Below are 17,331 nucleotides of genomic sequence, written 5' to 3'. Positions count from 1 at the left end.
TGCTCGGGGGAATTTCGCGGGTAGGATCAGGGGCGTAATCACAAAAAGTGACCAGGAGGTTTGACGTGGCCGACAACCCGCGCGGGACGGAACCCGTAAGTGACCCGTACGCAGACGAGTCAAGCAACTCGAACATCGAACTGATCCGCGAGGGAGTCGCCTCGTACCTGCACGATCACGACCCAGAGGAAACGAAGGAGTGGATGGACTCCTTCGATGGGCTGTTGGAGTCCTCCTCCCCAGAACGTGCGCGCTACCTCATGCTGCGCCTTTTGGAGCGCGCGTCCGCCAAGCGCGTGCCGCTGCCCGCGCTGTCGTCGACGGACTTCGTCAACACCATTCCGACCGAGCTCGAGCCGGAGTTCCCCGGTGATGAGAAGGTGGAGAAGCGCTACCGCCGCTGGATGCGCTGGAACGCCGCGATCATGGTGCACCGCGCGCAGCGCCCGGGCATCAAGGTGGGTGGCCACATCTCCACCTACGCCTCCGCGGCAGCGCTCTACGAGGTCGGCTTCAACCACTTCTTCCGCGGCAAGGACGCCCCCGGCGGCGGTGACCAGATCTTCATCCAGGGCCACGCCTCCCCCGGCATCTACGCCCGCGCGTTCCTCGAAGGCCGCCTGAGCGAAGACGACCTCGACGGGTTCCGCCAGGAGCACTCCCGCCCGCAGGGCGGCCTGCCCGCCTACCCGCACCCCCACGGCATGCCGGAGTTCTGGGAATTCCCGACCGTGTCCATGGGCCTCGGCCCGATGAACGCGATCTACCAGGCGCGATTCAACAAGTATCTGCAGGATCGCGGGATCAAGGACACCAGCGAGCAGCACGTGTGGGCGTTTCTAGGCGACGGCGAGATGGACGAGCCGGAATCGCGCGGCCTGATCCAGATGGCGCCGCTGTACGGGCTGGACAACCTAACGTTCGTAATCAACTGCAACCTGCAGCGTCTCGACGGCCCCGTGCGCGGTAACGGGCAGATCATCCAGGAGCTCGAGGCCTTCTTTATCGGCGCCGGATGGAACGTAATCAAGATTGCCTGGGGCCGCGAGTGGGACCCGCTGTTTGAAAAGGACGAGGACGGCGCGCTGGTCAACCTCATGAACTCCACGCGCGACGGTGACTTCCAGACGTTCAAGGCCAACGACGGCGCCTACGTGCGCGAGCACTTCTTCGGGCGCGACCCGCGCACCGCGAAGCTGGTCGAGGACATGACGGACGATGAGATCTGGGCGCTGCGCCGCGGCGGCCACGACTACCGCAAGGTCTACGCAGCCTACAAGCGCGCGATGGAAACCAAGGGCAAGCCGACGGTGATCCTGGCCCACACGGTGAAGGGCTACGGACTCGGCCACAGCTTCGAGGGCCGCAACGCCACCCACCAGATGAAGAGCCTGACGCTCGATGACCTGAAGCTCTTCCGCGACACCCAGCAGATCCCGATTTCTGATGAGGATCTTGAGCGCGACCCCTACCTGCCGCCTTACTACCACCCGGGTGAGGATGCGGACGAGATCAAGTACCTGAAGAAGCGCCGCGAGGAGCTCGGCGGGTTCCTGCCGCAGCGCCGCACGACGTACACCCCGCTTGAGCTGCCCGACTTCGAGAAGACGTTCAAGGCCAGCTTCAAGGATTCCGGCAAGCAGCAGGTTGCTTCGACCATGGCGCTGGTGCGCACGTTTAAGGCGCTGACCCGCGATAAGGAGCTGGGCAAGCGCCTCGTGCCGATCATCCCGGACGAGGCCCGGACCTTCGGCCTCGACTCGTGGTTCCCGACGCTGAAGATCTACAACCCGGTGGGCCAGAACTACACCCCGGTCGACCACGACCTGCAGCTGTCCTACCGCGAGGCCACCGACGGCCAGATCCTGCACGAAGGCATCAACGAGGACGGCTCCTCCGCGTCCTTCATCGCAGCCGGCACGTCGTACGCCACCCACGGCGAGCCGATGATCCCGATGTATATCTTCTACTCCATGTTCGGCTTCCAGCGCACCGGCGATAACTTCTGGGCCGCCGGCGACCAGCACGCGCGCGGTTTCATCATCGGCGCCACCGCTGGTCGCACCACGCTGTTTGGCGAGGGCCTGCAGCACATGGACGGCCACTCGCACGTGCTCGCGTCGACGAACCCGGCGGTTGCCTGCTACGACCCGGCGTTCGCCTACGAGATGCCCTACCTCATCACCAAGGGCATCGAGCGCATGTACGGGCCCGACGGCGGCGAGAACGTCATGTACTACATCACCGTGTACAACCAGCCGACGCACCAGCCCGCGCGTCCGGACGACCTCGATGTCAATGGGCTGCACAAGGGCATCTACCTGTTTGATCGCGGCGCGGAGAAGACCAACCGTGTCTCGCTGCTCGCCTCCGGTGTGGGAATGCAGCAGGCGCTGCGGGCGCAGGAAATTTTGCAGGAGCGTTACGACGTCGGCGCGGCCGTCTACTCCGTCACGTCCTGGGTCGAGCTCGCCCGCGACGGGGCTGCGCTGGACAAGCAGCAGTTGCTGCACCCGGGCGAGGACGTCGGCGAGCCCTTCGCCACCACTGCGCTCAAGCAGACCGAGGGGCCCTACGTCGCCACCTCCGACTTCACCACGGCGCTGCAGGAGCAGATCCGCCCGTACGTCCCTGGCCAGTACATCGTGCTCGGTGCCGACGGCTTCGGTTTCTCCGACACCCGCGAGGCGGCGCGACGCTACTTCAACATCGATGCCGAGTCGATGGTCGTCGCGGCCCTCATGGGCCTGGCCAACGAGGGCAAGATCGAGATGTCGGTTGCCGCGCAGGCCGCCAAGGACCTGCACATCAGTGACCCCACGGAACCGAACCCCAACGGCGACGCGGACGAGTAATCACGGATGAGTAGTGAGGTCTACGTCGCTCTCGCCCTCGTCCCGATGGTGCTAGCGGGAATTGCCTTCGTGTTCGCGTTCCTGCGCTACTCCAAAATGGGCGGCGATCTCAAACTCCTCGGGATCTCCATCGCGGTTTCCGCGTTGATCGCGGGGGCGGTGCTGTACTACCTCGCCGCCGTGAGTGATATGTTCGCGTCGGAAGTGCTTTTCGTGTTCGCGCTCGTCGGAGTTGGCGCATCGGCCATTCTCGGCTGGTTCTTTACTAGCGCGGGCAGGACCTAGTCCCTGGCGTTGGCGATCGCGGCGTCAACGATGCTGGGCTCGGCTCTTGGAGCTTCTTTGAAGCTAAGCCAGGCATACGGGAGTACGCCGACCCCGGAGACCGTAGGACCGGAGCTCTCTGTGTGGTTCGTAGTCATTCCCGCGATCGTGTTCTGGGTTCCGCTTGCGTCCTTCTTTGCGGCCGCGTTCGCCGCTCTGTGGCGGGATTCCCGTGAAAAATCGACGGTTGCGGAGGGTTCTGTCTAGTGGTGGGTATATTTTTCACGTTCCCATTCGTGGTGCTGATCTTCGTCCTAGGTGCGGCGATGGCGCGCTACAGCGCCAAGGAAGTTCCCATTTCACGTTTGCTTGTACCGTCGGGGCTTTCACTGGGCGCGGGGATCCTGGTCAGCTTAGCTTTAGGTGTCTTTTCTCGCCTCGCCTCCAGTCAGGCTCAGGGGCTCATTACTCCATTGGGCAGCACCGTACTGGGGCTCGGGATGCTCGGGCTCTGCGTCATCGCCGGCGTCCTCGGGTGGAAGTACGCAGGCGGTGGGCGCCGCTGGTCTCTCGCGGGTGCGATCGCGGCCAGTGTGACTTTCGGTGCGAACGCTGCGTTGTTGCCCACACTGAACGATCAGACGCGGGGCCTAAGCGACTTGGATGCCGCCGGAGCCGGGCTTTGGATTAGCTTTTATGTGCTCCCTCTCACACTTCTGTTGCTGCCGCTGGTATCGTTCGCTGCCGCGGAAAGTGCCGTGCGCATTCGTCGCTCCCACTCGACCTCGGTGGCACCGTCGGTACGGAAAGAGTCTAAGGCGGCTTCTGATCTAGCGGAGCAACCGGTCGACGAGCCGGATGATGGCCGTACTCACGGCACCGGGAGCGTCTAGCGGAGGCATGTGTCCGCTTTCGGGCAGCGCCTGGACGTGCGCACGGGGCCAGATGTCGTGGAGGCGCTCGGACTGGGAGACCGGCGCGACGGTATCGCGCTCCCCCACCAGGATGTAGCCGGGAATGTCCGCGAGGACTGCCGCGGCGTCGAGCTCGGAGTGCTCAAGCAAGTCGTCGAAGAAGCCAGCGTAGGTGGCCAGGGGCGTCTTCTGAATCATGTCGGCATGGAAACGCACGAGGTCAAAATCCATGGGGCGGAAGTAAAACCCCAAGGCCAGGAACGGAGCGATCATGCTGGTAACAGCCTTCCTGATACCCTCCGCAAAGCCTGGAGTGTGGTCTAGCACTCCCTCCAGAACATCTCCCATCGGGCCCGCCAAGATCTGTGGCAAGCCTTGCACCGCGAAAGGCTCTACGGTCGACGAGATTTGCACACTCCCAGCGACGTTGAGGTTGTAGCGGCGCATTAGCGACAGTGAGACGGGTCCGCCGAGTGAATGGCCGACGATAATCAAGGGGCCGCGAAGGCCCAACCGCTCCACCACCGCGTAGACATCATCAGCCGCGTCGTCGATGGTGCACTGCTCAGGATGGACGAACGTCGTGCGCCCGTGCCCGCGGTAATCAAGTAGAACCTGGCGCACAGGTAGGGCATCGAGCTCTGCGACTTGCATGTAGAACGACTCGGAGGAGATGTTGAAACCGTGGACGTAGAGCACGGTCAGCTCCGCGTCTTCGGGGCCGCGGTCGTAGTAGCGCACATTCACGTCGCCGTTTTCGACCGTCCCAGTGCGGTCATACTGCAGGCCAATATGAGAGATGCCGCGGTGGAGGCGGTGCCGAGAAGCAAGGAGTGTGCGCGCCGCTGCGAACCGTTGGTGCATGTTGCCAGTGTATATATGGGTGCATGGAGCTTTCGCAACGGCTGGACCTGGGCGCACTGAACCTCGAGGCGGAGGAGCCGACCGACCGCAGCCTCGAGGCGCGGCTGATCGACCTCGTTTCCCGCATCACCGGCGACGAAGTCGACCCCGCAAAGACGCTCGCCGAGCTGGGCATCAGCTCACTCGACCGGATCGAGCTTGCGGTGCGCGCGGAGGAGGAGTTCGGCGTGCTTGTCGACGACTCCCTCTACACAGATTCCCTCACAGTCAACGAATTGGCCGCCAGTCTCGCTCAGGCGTCCGAGTGAGTGGACACGAAAACACTAGATGCGCTCCGCCGGGTTGAGGTGGGGCGCATTCGGGTTAGTGGAGGAGTTTAGCTCTCGTCGGCGACGAAGAAGCGCTGGCGGTTAACGAACTCGTCGATGCCCAGGGGGCCGAGCTCGCGGCCGAAACCGGAGTTCTTCACGCCACCGAACGGCAGCTCGGCGCCGCGGGCCTGCGGGATGTTGACGTGGATCATGCCGGTAACCACCTGGTTGGCCACGCGCTTTGCACGCTCCTCGTCGGTGGAGAAGACCGCACCGCCGAGGCCGTACTGGGAGTCGTTGGCAAGTTTGATGGCCTCCTCCTCATCGGCCACGGAGTAGATCTCTGCCACGGGGCCGAAGAACTCCTCGTAGTAGGACTCGGAGCCGACGGGAATGCCGGTGATGACTGCCGGGGAGTAGTAAGCGCTGCCCTCGGCCAGCTCGCCGCCGGTGTGCAGGGTCGCGCCGTCGGCGACGGCTTTCTTCACCTGCTCGTCGAGGGTCTCCGCGGCGTCACGCGAGGACATCGGATAGTACTCGCCCTTCTGCGGGTTCATCGGATCGCCTTGGTCGAATGACTCCGCAATGCGGACCATCTCGGCGACGAAGTCGTCGTAGAACTCCTCCATGACGATGATGCGCTTGTTCGACGTGCAGGCCTGACCAACGTTGCTCATGCGCTTCTTCCACGCGGTCTTCGCCGCCGCGGCAACGTCGTCGGTGTCAAGGATGATGTAGGGGTCGGTGCCGCCGAGCTCGAGAAGCGCCTTCTTCAGGTTCTTGCCGGCGGTCGCGGCAACGGCGCGGCCGGCGCGCTCGGAGCCGGTGAGCGAGACGCCCTGAACGCGGGGGTCCTCAATCAGCGTGGTGATCTGGTCGTGGGAGGCGTACACGTTGGTGAACACGCCCGCGGGAACGCCGGCTTCCTCGAGGATCTCCTGGATCTTCTGGGACGAGCGCGCGCAGATCTCGGCGTGCTTGAGCAGCACCGTATTGCCCGCCATGAGAGTGGGGGCCGCGAAACGTGCAACCTGGTAGTAGGGGTAGTTCCACGGCATGACGCCGAGGATGACGCCGAGCGGAACCTTGCGCATCACGGCGGAACCGCCCTCGGTCTCTAGCGGCTCGTCCGCGAGCAGCTCCGCGCCGTGGTCTGCGTAGTACGTGAAGATGTCAACGACATCGTCGATCTCACCGTTTCCTTCACGGACGGACTTGCCCATTTCTTCGGCGATAATGGCGGCGAGCTCGTCACGTTGGGCGTCGAAAAGCGAGGCGACCTTGCGCAGGACCGCCGCGCGCTCCTCGAGCGGCGTCTCGCGCCACGTGCTAAACGCCTCGTCGGCTGTGGTGAGGGCGCGCTCGAGGTCGGCGTCGCTGATGGTCTCGAAGGTCTCGACAACCTTGTTGGTTTTCGGATTTTGAACTCGGTAAGTGCTTGTCATGGTTCCCATAGTAGGGAAACTATGCGACACGGGTTGTGAGTTGCGCCGCGAATCCTACGCGTTGCGCAAGATCAGCGAGGTTTTCGCGGAAGCGCGCCAGGTCCGCAGCGGGGGCGTACACCAGTTCGCGGCAGCCGATCGTGCCGTCGGGGTTGCGGTGCCAGCGGGTGAACCAGGCTGTGTCCCAGACGTCGAAAAGCGAATAGTCGGCTCGGTCCTGGGGCAGTTCGCACAATAGCTTCTCGACGTCCCCCCGCAGGCGCGCGGGCATCCCGTCAATGTCGATGACGGCGGACGTGGTGGCGGCGAGTGTCGTAGTCATGGGGTGTCCTCCAATGCGTGGCGGCGCCGCGCCCCCTACCGCTGCTGCGAGCGGTGGGTGCGCGACGAGACGAGGTTCGTCTTCCCCAACGGCCTCAAAAATCTCTTGACCGATATTGCGTCACACAGCCACCACGAGCAACCCTCAACCACAGCTTGACACCCCTATTTCGTGAAGCTTTTGTTGAGGGTTAGAGAGTGCGCACCGCGACCACGCCCGCGAAAATGAGCACCAGCCCCACCGCGCGCAGGGGGTCGACACGCAGCCGCTTCGCCCCAAACCACCCCATCGACTCAATCACCTGGCCGCCCGCGATCGTGCCTGCGTTGATCCCAATCACTGTCGTCGCCGTGCCCAGCACCGGGGCAAGCGTCGCACCACCTGCGACAAAGATCGCGCCGATCACACCGCCGGACCACATCCACCACGGCCCCGGCTCAGGCCGCGTGACCAGCTGCCGCGGCGATGTCACCAGCGCAATGGCGAACAGCAGCAGCGCCCCGACGGCAAGGTTGATCTCCGCAGCATGCAGCGACGACCCCGCGACCGTGCCCAGGTGCCCGTTGATCGTCGTCTGCGCCGCCGAGGCCATACCAATCCCCACCCCAACCGCGCGCCACGCCCACGAACCGCTCACCACCGCGCCTTGCTTGCCGACGCCCACCACAAGCGCAATCCCCACCACGACCACGATCGCACCCAGAATCCGCCCTAACCCGACGTCGAGCCGAGGCGCACGGAACAACCCGAACTGGTCGATGGTCAGGCCCATCACTACCTGCCCGAGGATCGGCAGCACCACCGTGGCCACCGCCCCGATGCGGGGAAACAGCAGAATGTTGCCCATCACGAACATCACGCCCAACGCGCCTCCGGACCACACCCACCACGGCTCGCGCACCGCAGCAGCAAAGTCCGGCACGGGGTGGCCGACGAGAATTGCTGTCGCGATGACGGAAACGAGAAACGCGACCGTGAAGGAAATCAGCGCCGAGACGACGGGGAACCCTCCCACGCTCAAGCGCAATCGCGAATTGGCGGCCGTTTGAATCGGAATGATCGAGCCGATGGCGAGAGCTGCGAGGATGGCGAGCATGACGGTGAGGTTACCCCGAATCGACCGATTTCCCAGCCCTCACCCAGCGGCTTAGAACATTCTGTCGAGGTCTTGTGAGGTGGTGCCTGGGGCGGATTCTACTCTTCCTCCCACCAGTCCACCACTAGCGGGGGCTTGCGCCCTCGAAGGGAGTTTTCCTATGTCAACCTCGTACACCGCCCCCGTCGGGCCAGCCCAACCGGTCGCACCGGTGGAGCCACCTCAGCGCACCACCGTTGGAATCATCGCGCTCGTCTGCGCGATTGCCGGCTTCATTTTCGGCTGCATCCCTGGCGCATTCATCCTCGGTTGGATCCTTCTGCCGATCGGCTTCATCCTCGGCATCACTGGCTTGTTCATGAAGGCTAAGAAGGGCACCGCCGTGGCCGCCGTCATCGTCTCGATCGTCGGAACCATCGTTTCGGTAATTGTTTTCCTGTTCGCCGTCGGACGGACCTTCGACGAGAGCTTCAACCAGGACGTATTCGTAGCAGGACCGGAAAGTGCGGTCGCCCCGGTCGCGGAGGGCTCCGCCGCTCAGGGAGGGTCAGCCGCGGGGTCCACGCGCGACAACCCGCTGCCGATCGGCGCCACTGTGGAAAACGAAGAATGGTCCGTCACCCTCAACAGCGTCGACCTCGATGCAACAGATGCGGTGACCGCCGAAAACCCGGTCAACGATCAGCCGGGCCCAGACCAGACCTACGCGCTGGCGAACGTCACCATCACCTACAAGGGTGACAATCCGCAGGGCTCTATGCCCATGCCCCTAATCGAGTACGTCACCCCCGACGGCCACAGCGTGACGTCTTTCGACACGCTTGTCGTCGCCCCCGACGCCCTGGACACGCTGACGTCGCTCTACAGTGGCGCGTCGGTTAGCGGCAACGAGGCGTTCCTGATTCCCGCCGGCACTGCTGGTGAGGACGTTCTCGCGATCCAGCCGGACCTCTTGAGCAAGAAGGCGTTCTTCGCTGTGCGTTAGGTTGTGTGTCGTGGGGTGCGGACGTCGTCGCCGATGACGTCGGGCAGCACCGCGGGAGCATCACCGAGCAGGGCGCGGAGGTTGCCGTTGCGTTCCACCGCGCTGGTTACCGCCCGCACGCGACGCTTCCTCGACCCGCCACCGCCTGCGTGGGCGCTTGGGCTCATCGGGCCACCGACCGCCACGGAACGATTCGCGGTGTGCGCACTCGTTGCGGTCGATGCGGTAGTGGACCCCGGTGCCAGCGGTGCGCCAACACCATGGCCCGTGAGCCCCGGGCCCGTGAGACCGGGTGGGATCGTACCCACACCCGCACCGCCGCGGCCGATAAGGCCCACCGCGGACCCAGCACCCGCACCCACAGCAGAACCCACACCCTGCCTGCCACCTACACGGCCACCCGGCACAGCACCGCGGGCACCGCTATGAGCACCACCTGTGCCCAACACAGGACTTACCCCCGGGGTGACACCCAGTGGTGATGCCCCAAACCCGGCATGTCCCGCACCCACAGGCACCATCGGGGCAGACCCGGCCGGAGCTTCCGTAACCGGTGGCAGCGTCGCCACCGATGCCGCCTGCGTCGCACCCGCAACCGGTGACAGGCCACCCGCACCAACACCCGCGCCACCTGCGGGTGCAGCCGCCAACACGTCCTGCGGAGTAGTCGCATACGCCACATCCGAAAACCCGTTAGCCACCAACGCATCTTTGACCACCTGCGGCAACACACGGCTCTCAAACGCTGGTGCGGCAGGCACCACCACCGCCTCCGGTGAAAACGGTGCCGCAGGCATCGCATCCAACGCCGGCAACAACTGATTAAAAGGCGGCACCGTCGGCACCAACCCTGCCGTCAACCGCGGCGGAAACGCCGCCATATACGCCTGCTCCACCACCGGCTTGACCTCCACCGGCGCCGCCAACCACGACGCATACGCCGCTGCCGCAGTCGCCTTCTCCGCACCAGCAACCGCCGCCAAATTACCCGCATGCACCCCCATCGCCGAAGCATGCGCCGCAAACTGGCCACCCGCCCACTGAATCCGCCGCACCCGCTCAATCGCCTTATCCACCCACGACGTCTCCGCAGACGACCCCAACGCCGCCACCACCGCATCCAACCGAGACACCACCTCAGAAACCTTAACCGCCGTCGACTCCCACGCCGCCGCCTCCGACAGCACACGTGATGGATCAGTGGCCTGGAACTGGCCATGCAACACCGGCAACGACGCCACAAACCCAGCCACCGGACGGCCGAACACAAACGGATTCGTCGACGGGTTCTCCACCTGCGCCAACTTCATATCCACATCCACCACCGACGCCGACGCACCCCACACATTGGCTAACCCAATGGAACCCACCATGTGGGAAAACGCCCCATCATCACCAACAACACTATCCAAATTCGCCTCCAGCAACACCGCAGCATCCAGCACATGCGCCGCCAACGCCTTCAACGCCTCCGGACGACTCACCGACGACACACGACCATGCGACACCCCCGACTCATCAAGACCCGACACAGGAGAAAAACCCGCAAGATCTGAACGCAAATCTCGGCCAAAATTGAGCCCTACATGAGATGCGCAACTTCTCAGCTCGTCGATTGCCCCTCTGACCCCGTTGACATCGAGCATTATCCGCGAATTCACTTTCCCCCCTTACGACTTAGTACCCAGCACGACGCTTGGGTTCCAACTCGCACTGTAAAACGGTCTCGAGCTAGGCGCTAGAAGCTGATGCACACTGAATTGACACTCAGAGCGCCTAACCGACCAAATAAAGCTTGCCGAGCGTATCAGCTGCTTTTGCACATAAATCAGTCACGTCACCGGAGGCGCGGTACGTAAAAACGCTCGCGGAGAAAGTACCGCGTTTTGTCTCTATGGCCACATCACACATTTCCGTTCCTCCGTTAGGGGGCCCGAACGCAAATATTTCCGGCACCTGGGCGGAGTGGGAATTGAACTGCTGCGAAGTCGACAGAATGACCGATTTCGGTGCTGCATTCGTTACTAAAAGTGTCTCAGTGTAGGGGTCCTCCCCCTCTATGGCACAGGTCACGATGAATCGATCACTGAGCACCCTTGGCTCAGGCTGCACCTCGCTCTTCACCAACCCCGCCGCCGCGAACTCCGCATCGGAGATTTCCGTGCACGGGTCGAAAAGATTGTGCTTGACCTCCTCGGGATCAAACGGCCCGATCACCAAGTCCCCGCTGTCAAAGTGAAACGCAGTCGGCTCCGGAGAAACAGCCGCCTCCGAAGAAGCAGGCCCAGCAGCACCCGTCTGACCCAGAACACCCACACCCGCACCCGACGCACACCCCGACACTAAACCGACAACCCCGAACAAGCCAACAACCACACCGAACCGACGCACCGACAAACCCCCAAATTGCCGCAAACCTAAAGAACACCGCCGATTCTGCCTGCCCACACCCCCGCCAGCAACAGCACAACACTCAGCCACGGCAGAGTTCAGCTCCACGCCCTAGCCGGAAAGCTCCTCAAACACCGCCGCGTTCGTCTCCTGCCACAATGGTTTCGCCCAATCGCCGAAATCGCGGTCGGTGAGCACGACCATCGCGGTCCCCGCTGCCGGTGAATCTGACCATGCCGGCACGACCCAGAGGTAGGTTCCGGACATTCCGAAGTGCCCCACGGTGTCTGCGGGCATGTTGTCACCGGTCCAGTGCGGCGCTTTCTCGCCCCGGATCTCAAATCCCAGACCCCACGGGCAGGGCTTCTGCATCCCGTATCCGGGGACGATCCCGCGCAGCTCACCGAATTGGTTGGCGAAGGCGTCGATAAGCGTCTGCTCGCTCAGCAATGTGGGCGCCGTCAACTCGCGGGCGAAGGCGCGCATATCGCTTAACGACGCCCTCCCGCCGTGCCCCGCAGACCCATAAATCTCCGCGCTGTCCATGCAGAGTGGCTCGAAAACACCGAGGCGCGCGTACTCCCCAAGGTGCATCCCACTGCGCTCGTGGAGAAAGTCGTCGAGAATTTCGAAGCCGGCGGACGAGTAAATGCGCCGCTCACCGACCGGTTTCTGAGCCTTGCGCGAATCAAGCCCTACTCCGGAGGCGTGGGCAAGCAAGTGGCGGACGGTGGAACCGTCGGGGCCGCAGGGGCTATCGAGCGAGAATGCTCGCTCTTCGACGGCCATGAGGAAGCTGTAGGCAGCGAGCAGCTTGGTCACGCTCATGAGCTCGTAGATGGCGTGCTCGTCGCCGTAGGTCGCGTCCTGCTTTCCGACGAGCGCGGCTGAGACGTTGTCCACCGGCCACCCAGAGAGGTGCTTGGCTAGGTCCATGGACCCGATGTTACGTGCGCCGCACCCACCCGGTGTCCCCGTCGTCGCCTGATCGGCTGTACGCGCGGTAGAGCATGTCGATGAACTCGTCGCGGGTGAGGCCATCTTCCTCGTCCTCGATCTCTTCCATTTTCTCGTGCCGCCACGATCGGACATCTGTGGGCTCGACCTTCCGCGCGGCGGTGCGCAACTGCTGTTCCACTCCGCTGAAGGAGCGGCGCAGGCTCAGCGCGATGTCGTTGACCGGGGCGAAATCTTGGCGCGCCGGGACGTACCAGCCCTTCCAATACACGAGCATGGCCAGCAAGAACGCCACGATCGGGGAGGCGATCATTCCCCAGGCGTCGTACCCCGCGTGGTAAAGCCCCACGTTGAGAGTTCCTGCGACGACAGCCGGGATGACAGTCATCTGCTGGTTTTTCAGCACGGAGGGCACCTGGCCGCACATCATGTCCCGCAGAATGCCGCCACCCGTGGCCGTGACAACACCCATGAGGACACACCCGAGGGGAGAAACGCCGTTGAGCAGCGCTTTGGTTGAACCGGTCACCGCCCACACACCGAGGATCGCCATGTCCGCGTGGTAGTGGAAGATTGTCCAGAAGAATCCGTGCAGTCGAGTGACAAACGCCACCGCGGCGCCGGCCATGGCCGTCCACACATATTCCGGGTTGTCTAGGGCGGCGACGAGTCCAGAGTTAATAAGGGTATCTCTGAGCGCCCCTCCCGCAAGCGCCGACACAACGGCGATGATGAGAAAGCCCACAATGTCGAACTTCATTGTGCGTGCAACCGTGCCGCCAACCAGCGCGGCAAGGAACACGCCGATCAATTCGAGGACGCGGTAGACGGTCAGGAGCATCGGTTCCAGTTCTTCTGCACTCACCCGCGCGAGTGTAACCACAGACAACAACCGCCCGGGGGAGTTTAGCTCCAGCGCACCTCCACCTGATACCCCGCCATGTTGGTGCCCTCGATCAACGCGCTGGCGTGGCTGCGCATGAGTTCCTCGGTGCGCTGCTCGGCGCGCTTGAGAAGACCCTCCTCAATGGCCTTTTCCTCCGCACGCTTTTCTTGCTCAGCGAGGAAGCCGGCAACGTCGTCCACCCTGACCTGGTTCAAGGGATTCATTGACTGGTCGTACACGGAAATGCTTGCTGGGTCGACGGAGTTTTCGGTGATGGCCACGCGCGGCACGCGCACGGTGAGTTTCTCGGCATCGTCGTCGATGTCCACCGCGACCTGCTCGGCGTCGCGAAGCCCCGCCTTGACGGATCCGTCGAACGTCACCAGGAAGTTGCGTCCGGTAAAGGGGACGGCGCGCCCCGCGATGGTGAAGCCCTCCTGCTCGAACGAGCCCACCGTTGAATACGCGTACTCCTCCACCGACAGCTCAGCGATCTGCTTGAACGACGCCCCGATTTGCTCGTCGGTGATGCTCTCGCGCCCGAGGCCGAACAACACAGGACGAATCATCACGAGCACCACCGCGGCGACGGCGACCAACGCGACAACGGCAGCTGCCGCGGCCGCGCACCCACCCCCGCGGTTTCTCGTCGCAACTGTAGACACTTTCATTCGCTCCTTCCGGCCCAGTTCACCGCATCGTCTTGGCGACAACTGTGCCACACAATACTAAGTGTGCGTTAAGGTGTTTCACATCAAATCCCGACCAGGAAGCGACGCCATGACAGGATCACACACTCAAGGGTCGACGACGACCAAGGAACCTGAAGAGAAGGACACCGGTGGGGGCGGTTTCCTCGGAGTCATCGAGAAGGTCGGCAACAAGCTGCCCAATCCGTTCTGGCTGTTTGTCATCCTTTCTGGCGTTGTTGTGGCGCTGTCGTGGATTGGCAACCGGATCGGCATGAGCGCCACAGACCCCGGCAGCGGTGACACCATCGCGGTCGAATCCCTGTTGACCACCGAGAATCTTTCACGGATGGTGACGGATGCGGTGAAGAACTTCGTCTCCTTCCCGCCGCTGGGTGTGGTTCTCGCGGTCATGCTGGGTGTCGCGGTCGCCGAATACACCGGCCTGCTTTCCGCGATGGTGCGCGCCATGGTCGGTTACGTCAACCCGAAGATTCTCACGTTCATGATCGCTCTGGCAGGCGTCACGGGCTCCGTCGCCTCCGACGCGATCTACGTCATCATCATCCCGCTCGGCGCGATGGCCTTCCATGCCGTCGGCCGCTCCCCGATCGTCGGTGCGATGGTCGCGTTCGCGGCGTCGAGCGCGGGTTTCAACGCCTCACTCATTCTCAACATCACCGACCTTCTGCTCGCGGGAATTTCGACATCGGCAGCCCAAATGGTCGACGAGAACTACGTAGTTTCGCCGCTGGCCAATATTTTCTTCGTCATCCCCTCGGCCGTGTTCCTCTCCCTGCTCATCACGGCAGTGACGGAGTTCTTTGTGGATAAGAAGGCGCACGAGCTCATCGACCACAGCGAGGTTTCTTTCGAGCAATCGCGTGACGACGCCCCCTCCAACGACCCCGAAGATTCCGAGGAGATTTCCCTGACCCTTACACCGGTCGAGTCGAAGGGCTTGGTCTCCGCGCTCATCACCTTGCTGGTGTTCCTCGCCATCTACTTCGCGCTGCTGTTCATCCCTGCCTCCCCGTTTGCCCGCCCCGAGGAAGGGTTCATGCAGTCGCCGCTGATTCAGGCGGTGGCGGTGCCGATCACTCTGGGGTTCTTCTTCGTCGGTCTCGCCTACGGCCTGACCACAGGCAGCATCAAGAGCTCCGGCGACATTCCCGACATGATGGCCAAGGGGCTTGAGACGATGCTGCCCATGTTGGTTCTGTTCTTTGCCGTGTCCCAGTTCCTGGCTTGGTTCCAGTGGTCGAACTTGGGGCCCTGGACAGCAATTAAGGGCGCGGAGCTGCTGCAGCAGTGGGACCTTCCCCCGGCGCTGCTTTTCGCGGGCCTCGTCGCCATGGTCGCCGTGCTCAACATGCTGATTACCTCAGGGTCCGCGCAGTGGGCTCTCATGGCCCCGGTTGTGGTCCCGATGATGATGTACGTCGGAGTCGCGCCCGAGGTGGCGCAGATGCTCTTCCGTATCGGTGACTCCCCGACCAACATCATCACCCCGATGTCACCGTTCTTCGGCCTTGCACTGGTGTTGCTGCAGCGCTACTACAAGAAGGCGGGAGTGGGCACCCTGATGTCCCTCGCCCTTCCTTACTCGATCTCGATCTTGGTCGGCTGGTTCCTCTTCTTCCTGCTGTGGTACTTCCTCGGCCTCCCGCTGGGCCCGGGCTCGCCGATGGAGTACCCGGCAGCGTAAGCATCCGACGAGTTCGTAGTGCCCTCCATGACTGGGAGCAAATTGATTCCGCTGGAAGCCCGACGCGGGCGCCGAGCGCCGCCAGCTCGGCAACAAGCGCGCAATTGTCCTCCCGGAGGGCTTGCGCGAAAGGAACGGTAAATTCGCTTCTCGACGTCCCAGTAACCGCGCGCACCACCCGATCCACTACGGGGTAGATGTCAGGGCGCTTGCGCGCAATGAGCTTGGTGGCGCGCACTTCCCCTATCCCGGGGAGCTCTCTGAGGTAGCGTTCGAGCGCGAAATCACCGAGTTGACTACGAGGATCGTCTAGTTCCCACAGTCCGACATCTCTCGGGATTTGTTCAAGACGTACAGCAACCTTTTCTCTGACTGCACCGTCGCGCCGCGAGCAGGTCCTCCGGCGTGAACCAGTGCGGGGAGGGGTCATTGCCACAGGGGTCGAAGTATTCGCCCGAGTACACCCCGGGCGCGCCCGCAGCCTTCCGACCCAGAGTTCGCGAGTAGCAGGCGCGCAGATAGCTAACGGCCTGAGCCGTGTCCCGCTCTCGAAAGGTTCGGGGGAGCCAAAAGTCATCCCCTTAACGGTTATCTCTTCCGTATCATGAGCAGCCACGGCGCCTGGTTTCGTTTACCGCGGGAAGTACCCGATTTCCTCCGGCGTGCAGATCGGGGTGCGGTCGAGGAACTCTTGCGGAGCGCCCTGTTCGCGCAGCTTAATGTCGTTGAAGCAGCCCTGCTGCAAACCGGTTTTCTTCGACCCATCCGGCGCGAGCCCCACCCAGTTCTGCCCGTCGTGGTGGAAGAAGACCTTCCAGTCCGTCTGGTTGGCACCGGCGACGGCCCACTCACCGTTGCACCATTCGACGATCGTGCCTGCAACGCCCGGCCACCCGTCCACGACGGCGTCGAACTCCTGCGGAGCGCATTCGCCCGCTGGGACAGGCGCGGGGAGGATTCCGGGGAAGGGTCCTCCGGCGGATCCAAGCTGGGTGCTCCAAGCGGCCACAGCGTTGGAGCTGGTTTCGGTCAGGGACGCCAGCGCCCCGTCGATGGCCGATGTGTCCACCGAGGATGCGAACGGGTCGAACGGTGCGACCTCCTCCGCCTGGGCGGTAGCGGGCAATGCCGTCAGCGCGAGTGCGCCGACGGCTCCGATAGCAGCAAGCGAACGTTTCATGCTTTCCACTGTAACCGGATTTTCAATCCATATTGAGGCGCCGGAGCTCAGCCGATTTGTGCCTTGGTAGCGCAGTCGATCTTCGCGTATCGCCGACCCTCGTCGTCTACGGAGGTAAACGCGTAATTCCCTCCGTATGCGCGGCACCCGGTATAGGTGTCTCCCCCGCCTCCCGAGTGCAAAGCGGGAGCCGGAGGCGCGGAACTACTCGGGGCTGGCGGCTCCATCCAAGGTTGATCATCCGTGTCTTTTCGCGCGGCGTCGATGCCGTCGCCGTTGGGCTGTTCCTCGGCGCGTTCCAGCGCATCGCGACGTTCCTGTTCGCGTGCGATAGCCGCGTCGATCCTGGATTCGGCGCGCTGGAGACTATCTTCGAGCGCGTTCACCGTGTCCTTGTAGCTGTCACCGTAGGCGCTCTTCTGAAACTCGGATTGCCTTTCCCCTGCGGTGCGTACTGTAACTAG

General features: G+C 63.3%; 16 protein-coding genes and 2 pseudogenes. 6 read left to right on the top strand and 12 right to left on the bottom strand.

What is annotated here, in order from left to right; genetic code table 11:
- Positions 1–134 precede the first annotated feature (134 nt).
- The 3 genes from aceE to HMPREF0298_RS12160 all read left to right on the top strand — a co-directional run bounded on the left by aceE (position 135) and on the right by HMPREF0298_RS12160 (position 4,012).
- Entirely contained in the window at positions 135–2,855 is a 2,721-nt protein-coding gene (gene aceE / locus HMPREF0298_RS04240; protein WP_425358138.1) for a pyruvate dehydrogenase (acetyl-transferring), homodimeric type, read from the top strand.
- 6 nt (positions 2,856–2,861) lie between these two features.
- Positions 2,862–3,140, top strand: coding sequence for a hypothetical protein (locus HMPREF0298_RS04235; protein ID WP_006839875.1), 279 nt, complete (start codon positions 2,862–2,864; stop codon positions 3,138–3,140).
- A 275-nt stretch (positions 3,141–3,415) separates the two neighbouring features.
- A complete protein-coding gene (locus HMPREF0298_RS12160; protein ID WP_157464377.1) occupies positions 3,416–4,012 on the top strand; it encodes a hypothetical protein in 597 nt (198 codons plus the stop codon).
- Here the strand turns inward: HMPREF0298_RS12160 and HMPREF0298_RS04230 are convergent.
- Positions 3,950–4,897, bottom strand: a complete 948-nt coding sequence (locus HMPREF0298_RS04230) for an alpha/beta fold hydrolase (RefSeq protein ID WP_006839872.1) — start codon at positions 4,895–4,897, stop codon at positions 3,950–3,952. The two genes, HMPREF0298_RS12160 and HMPREF0298_RS04230, sit on opposite strands and share 63 nt — an antisense overlap.
- A gap of 23 nt (positions 4,898–4,920) precedes the next feature.
- Between HMPREF0298_RS04230 and HMPREF0298_RS04225 the strand changes: the two genes are divergently transcribed.
- Entirely contained in the window at positions 4,921–5,205 is a 285-nt protein-coding gene (locus HMPREF0298_RS04225; RefSeq protein WP_006839871.1) for an acyl carrier protein, read from the top strand.
- 68 nt (positions 5,206–5,273) lie between these two features.
- On the opposite strand, the gene HMPREF0298_RS04220 is transcribed toward HMPREF0298_RS04225, so the two are convergent.
- From HMPREF0298_RS04220 to HMPREF0298_RS04210, 3 genes are all read right to left on the bottom strand, one after another.
- Entirely contained in the window at positions 5,274–6,653 is a 1,380-nt protein-coding gene (locus HMPREF0298_RS04220) for an NAD-dependent succinate-semialdehyde dehydrogenase (protein ID WP_040422663.1), read from the bottom strand.
- Between the two features lie 19 nt (positions 6,654–6,672).
- Positions 6,673–6,975, bottom strand: coding sequence for a hypothetical protein (locus HMPREF0298_RS04215; RefSeq protein ID WP_006839869.1), 303 nt, complete (start codon positions 6,973–6,975; stop codon positions 6,673–6,675).
- Positions 6,976–7,165: 190 nt separating this feature from the next.
- On the bottom strand, positions 7,166–8,071 hold the full coding sequence (locus HMPREF0298_RS04210; RefSeq protein ID WP_006839868.1) for a DMT family transporter: 906 nt from the start codon (positions 8,069–8,071) through the stop codon (positions 7,166–7,168).
- A gap of 160 nt (positions 8,072–8,231) precedes the next feature.
- Here HMPREF0298_RS04210 and HMPREF0298_RS04205 point away from each other — a divergent pair, with 160 nt between their 5' ends.
- Positions 8,232–9,056 (top strand): DUF4190 domain-containing protein, encoded by an 825-nt coding sequence (locus HMPREF0298_RS04205; protein WP_006839867.1) that lies wholly within the window; start codon positions 8,232–8,234, stop codon positions 9,054–9,056.
- On the opposite strand, the gene HMPREF0298_RS12155 is transcribed toward HMPREF0298_RS04205, so the two are convergent.
- The 5 genes from HMPREF0298_RS12155 to HMPREF0298_RS04180 form a co-directional block, all read right to left on the bottom strand.
- Positions 9,053–10,540: a hypothetical protein gene (locus tag HMPREF0298_RS12155; RefSeq protein ID WP_157464376.1), complete on the bottom strand. Its 1,488-nt coding sequence runs from the start codon at positions 10,538–10,540 to the stop codon at positions 9,053–9,055. The genes HMPREF0298_RS04205 and HMPREF0298_RS12155 overlap by 4 nt on opposite strands.
- A 292-nt stretch (positions 10,541–10,832) precedes the next feature.
- Positions 10,833–11,399 (bottom strand): DUF3558 family protein, encoded by a 567-nt coding sequence (locus HMPREF0298_RS04195; RefSeq protein WP_280985043.1) that lies wholly within the window; start codon positions 11,397–11,399, stop codon positions 10,833–10,835.
- A gap of 159 nt (positions 11,400–11,558) precedes the next feature.
- Positions 11,559–12,383 (bottom strand): serine hydrolase domain-containing protein, encoded by an 825-nt coding sequence (locus tag HMPREF0298_RS04190; RefSeq protein WP_006839864.1) that lies wholly within the window; start codon positions 12,381–12,383, stop codon positions 11,559–11,561.
- Positions 12,384–12,393: 10 nt separating this feature from the next.
- Complete coding sequence (locus HMPREF0298_RS04185) at positions 12,394–13,269, bottom strand: trimeric intracellular cation channel family protein (protein WP_157464375.1); 876 nt, start codon at positions 13,267–13,269, stop codon at positions 12,394–12,396.
- A 41-nt stretch (positions 13,270–13,310) separates the two neighbouring features.
- Positions 13,311–13,961: a DUF4230 domain-containing protein gene (locus tag HMPREF0298_RS04180; RefSeq protein WP_006839862.1), complete on the bottom strand. Its 651-nt coding sequence runs from the start codon at positions 13,959–13,961 to the stop codon at positions 13,311–13,313.
- 109 nt (positions 13,962–14,070) lie between these two features.
- On the opposite strand from HMPREF0298_RS04180, the gene HMPREF0298_RS04175 reads away from it, so the two are divergent.
- Positions 14,071–15,687 (top strand): AbgT family transporter, encoded by a 1,617-nt coding sequence (locus tag HMPREF0298_RS04175; RefSeq protein WP_006839861.1) that lies wholly within the window; start codon positions 14,071–14,073, stop codon positions 15,685–15,687.
- Between the two features lie 58 nt (positions 15,688–15,745).
- Here the strand turns inward: HMPREF0298_RS04175 and HMPREF0298_RS12680 are convergent.
- The 3 genes and pseudogenes from HMPREF0298_RS12680 to HMPREF0298_RS12560 form a co-directional block, all read right to left on the bottom strand.
- Positions 15,746–16,117: pseudogene (locus HMPREF0298_RS12680) on the bottom strand (DUF6308 family protein); the annotation flags it as partial.
- Between the two features lie 201 nt (positions 16,118–16,318).
- Positions 16,319–16,867, bottom strand: a complete 549-nt coding sequence (locus tag HMPREF0298_RS04170; RefSeq protein ID WP_006839860.1) for a hypothetical protein — start codon at positions 16,865–16,867, stop codon at positions 16,319–16,321.
- 47 nt (positions 16,868–16,914) lie between these two features.
- Positions 16,915–17,331, bottom strand: a pseudogene (locus HMPREF0298_RS12560) (hypothetical protein); the annotation flags it as partial.

Origin of the sequence: Corynebacterium lipophiloflavum DSM 44291, assembly GCF_000159635.1 — a bacterium.
In the GTDB taxonomy this organism is placed as follows: domain Bacteria; phylum Actinomycetota; class Actinomycetes; order Mycobacteriales; family Mycobacteriaceae; genus Corynebacterium; species Corynebacterium lipophiloflavum.
This window is presented reverse-complemented; position numbering and strand designations above follow the sequence as displayed.

Excerpts from the sequence above, each read along its gene's own strand:
- HMPREF0298_RS04225 (WP_006839871.1), top strand. The coding sequence starts at position 4,921 with ATGGAGCTTTCGCAACGGCTGGACCTGGGCGCACTGAACCTCGAGGCG.
- HMPREF0298_RS04190 (WP_006839864.1), bottom strand. The coding sequence starts at position 12,383 with ATGGACCTAGCCAAGCACCTCTCTGGGTGGCCGGTGGACAACGTCTCA.
- HMPREF0298_RS04215 (WP_006839869.1), bottom strand. The coding sequence starts at position 6,975 with ATGACTACGACACTCGCCGCCACCACGTCCGCCGTCATCGACATTGAC.
- HMPREF0298_RS04205 (WP_006839867.1), top strand. The coding sequence starts at position 8,232 with ATGTCAACCTCGTACACCGCCCCCGTCGGGCCAGCCCAACCGGTCGCA.
- HMPREF0298_RS04180 (WP_006839862.1), bottom strand. The coding sequence starts at position 13,961 with ATGAAAGTGTCTACAGTTGCGACGAGAAACCGCGGGGGTGGGTGCGCG.
- HMPREF0298_RS04230 (WP_006839872.1), bottom strand. The coding sequence starts at position 4,897 with ATGCACCAACGGTTCGCAGCGGCGCGCACACTCCTTGCTTCTCGGCAC.
- HMPREF0298_RS04210 (WP_006839868.1), bottom strand. The coding sequence starts at position 8,071 with ATGCTCGCCATCCTCGCAGCTCTCGCCATCGGCTCGATCATTCCGATT.
- HMPREF0298_RS04175 (WP_006839861.1), top strand. The coding sequence starts at position 14,071 with ATGACAGGATCACACACTCAAGGGTCGACGACGACCAAGGAACCTGAA.
- HMPREF0298_RS04170 (WP_006839860.1), bottom strand. The coding sequence starts at position 16,867 with ATGAAACGTTCGCTTGCTGCTATCGGAGCCGTCGGCGCACTCGCGCTG.
- HMPREF0298_RS04220 (WP_040422663.1), bottom strand. The coding sequence starts at position 6,653 with ATGACAAGCACTTACCGAGTTCAAAATCCGAAAACCAACAAGGTTGTC.
- HMPREF0298_RS04235 (WP_006839875.1), top strand. The coding sequence starts at position 2,862 with ATGAGTAGTGAGGTCTACGTCGCTCTCGCCCTCGTCCCGATGGTGCTA.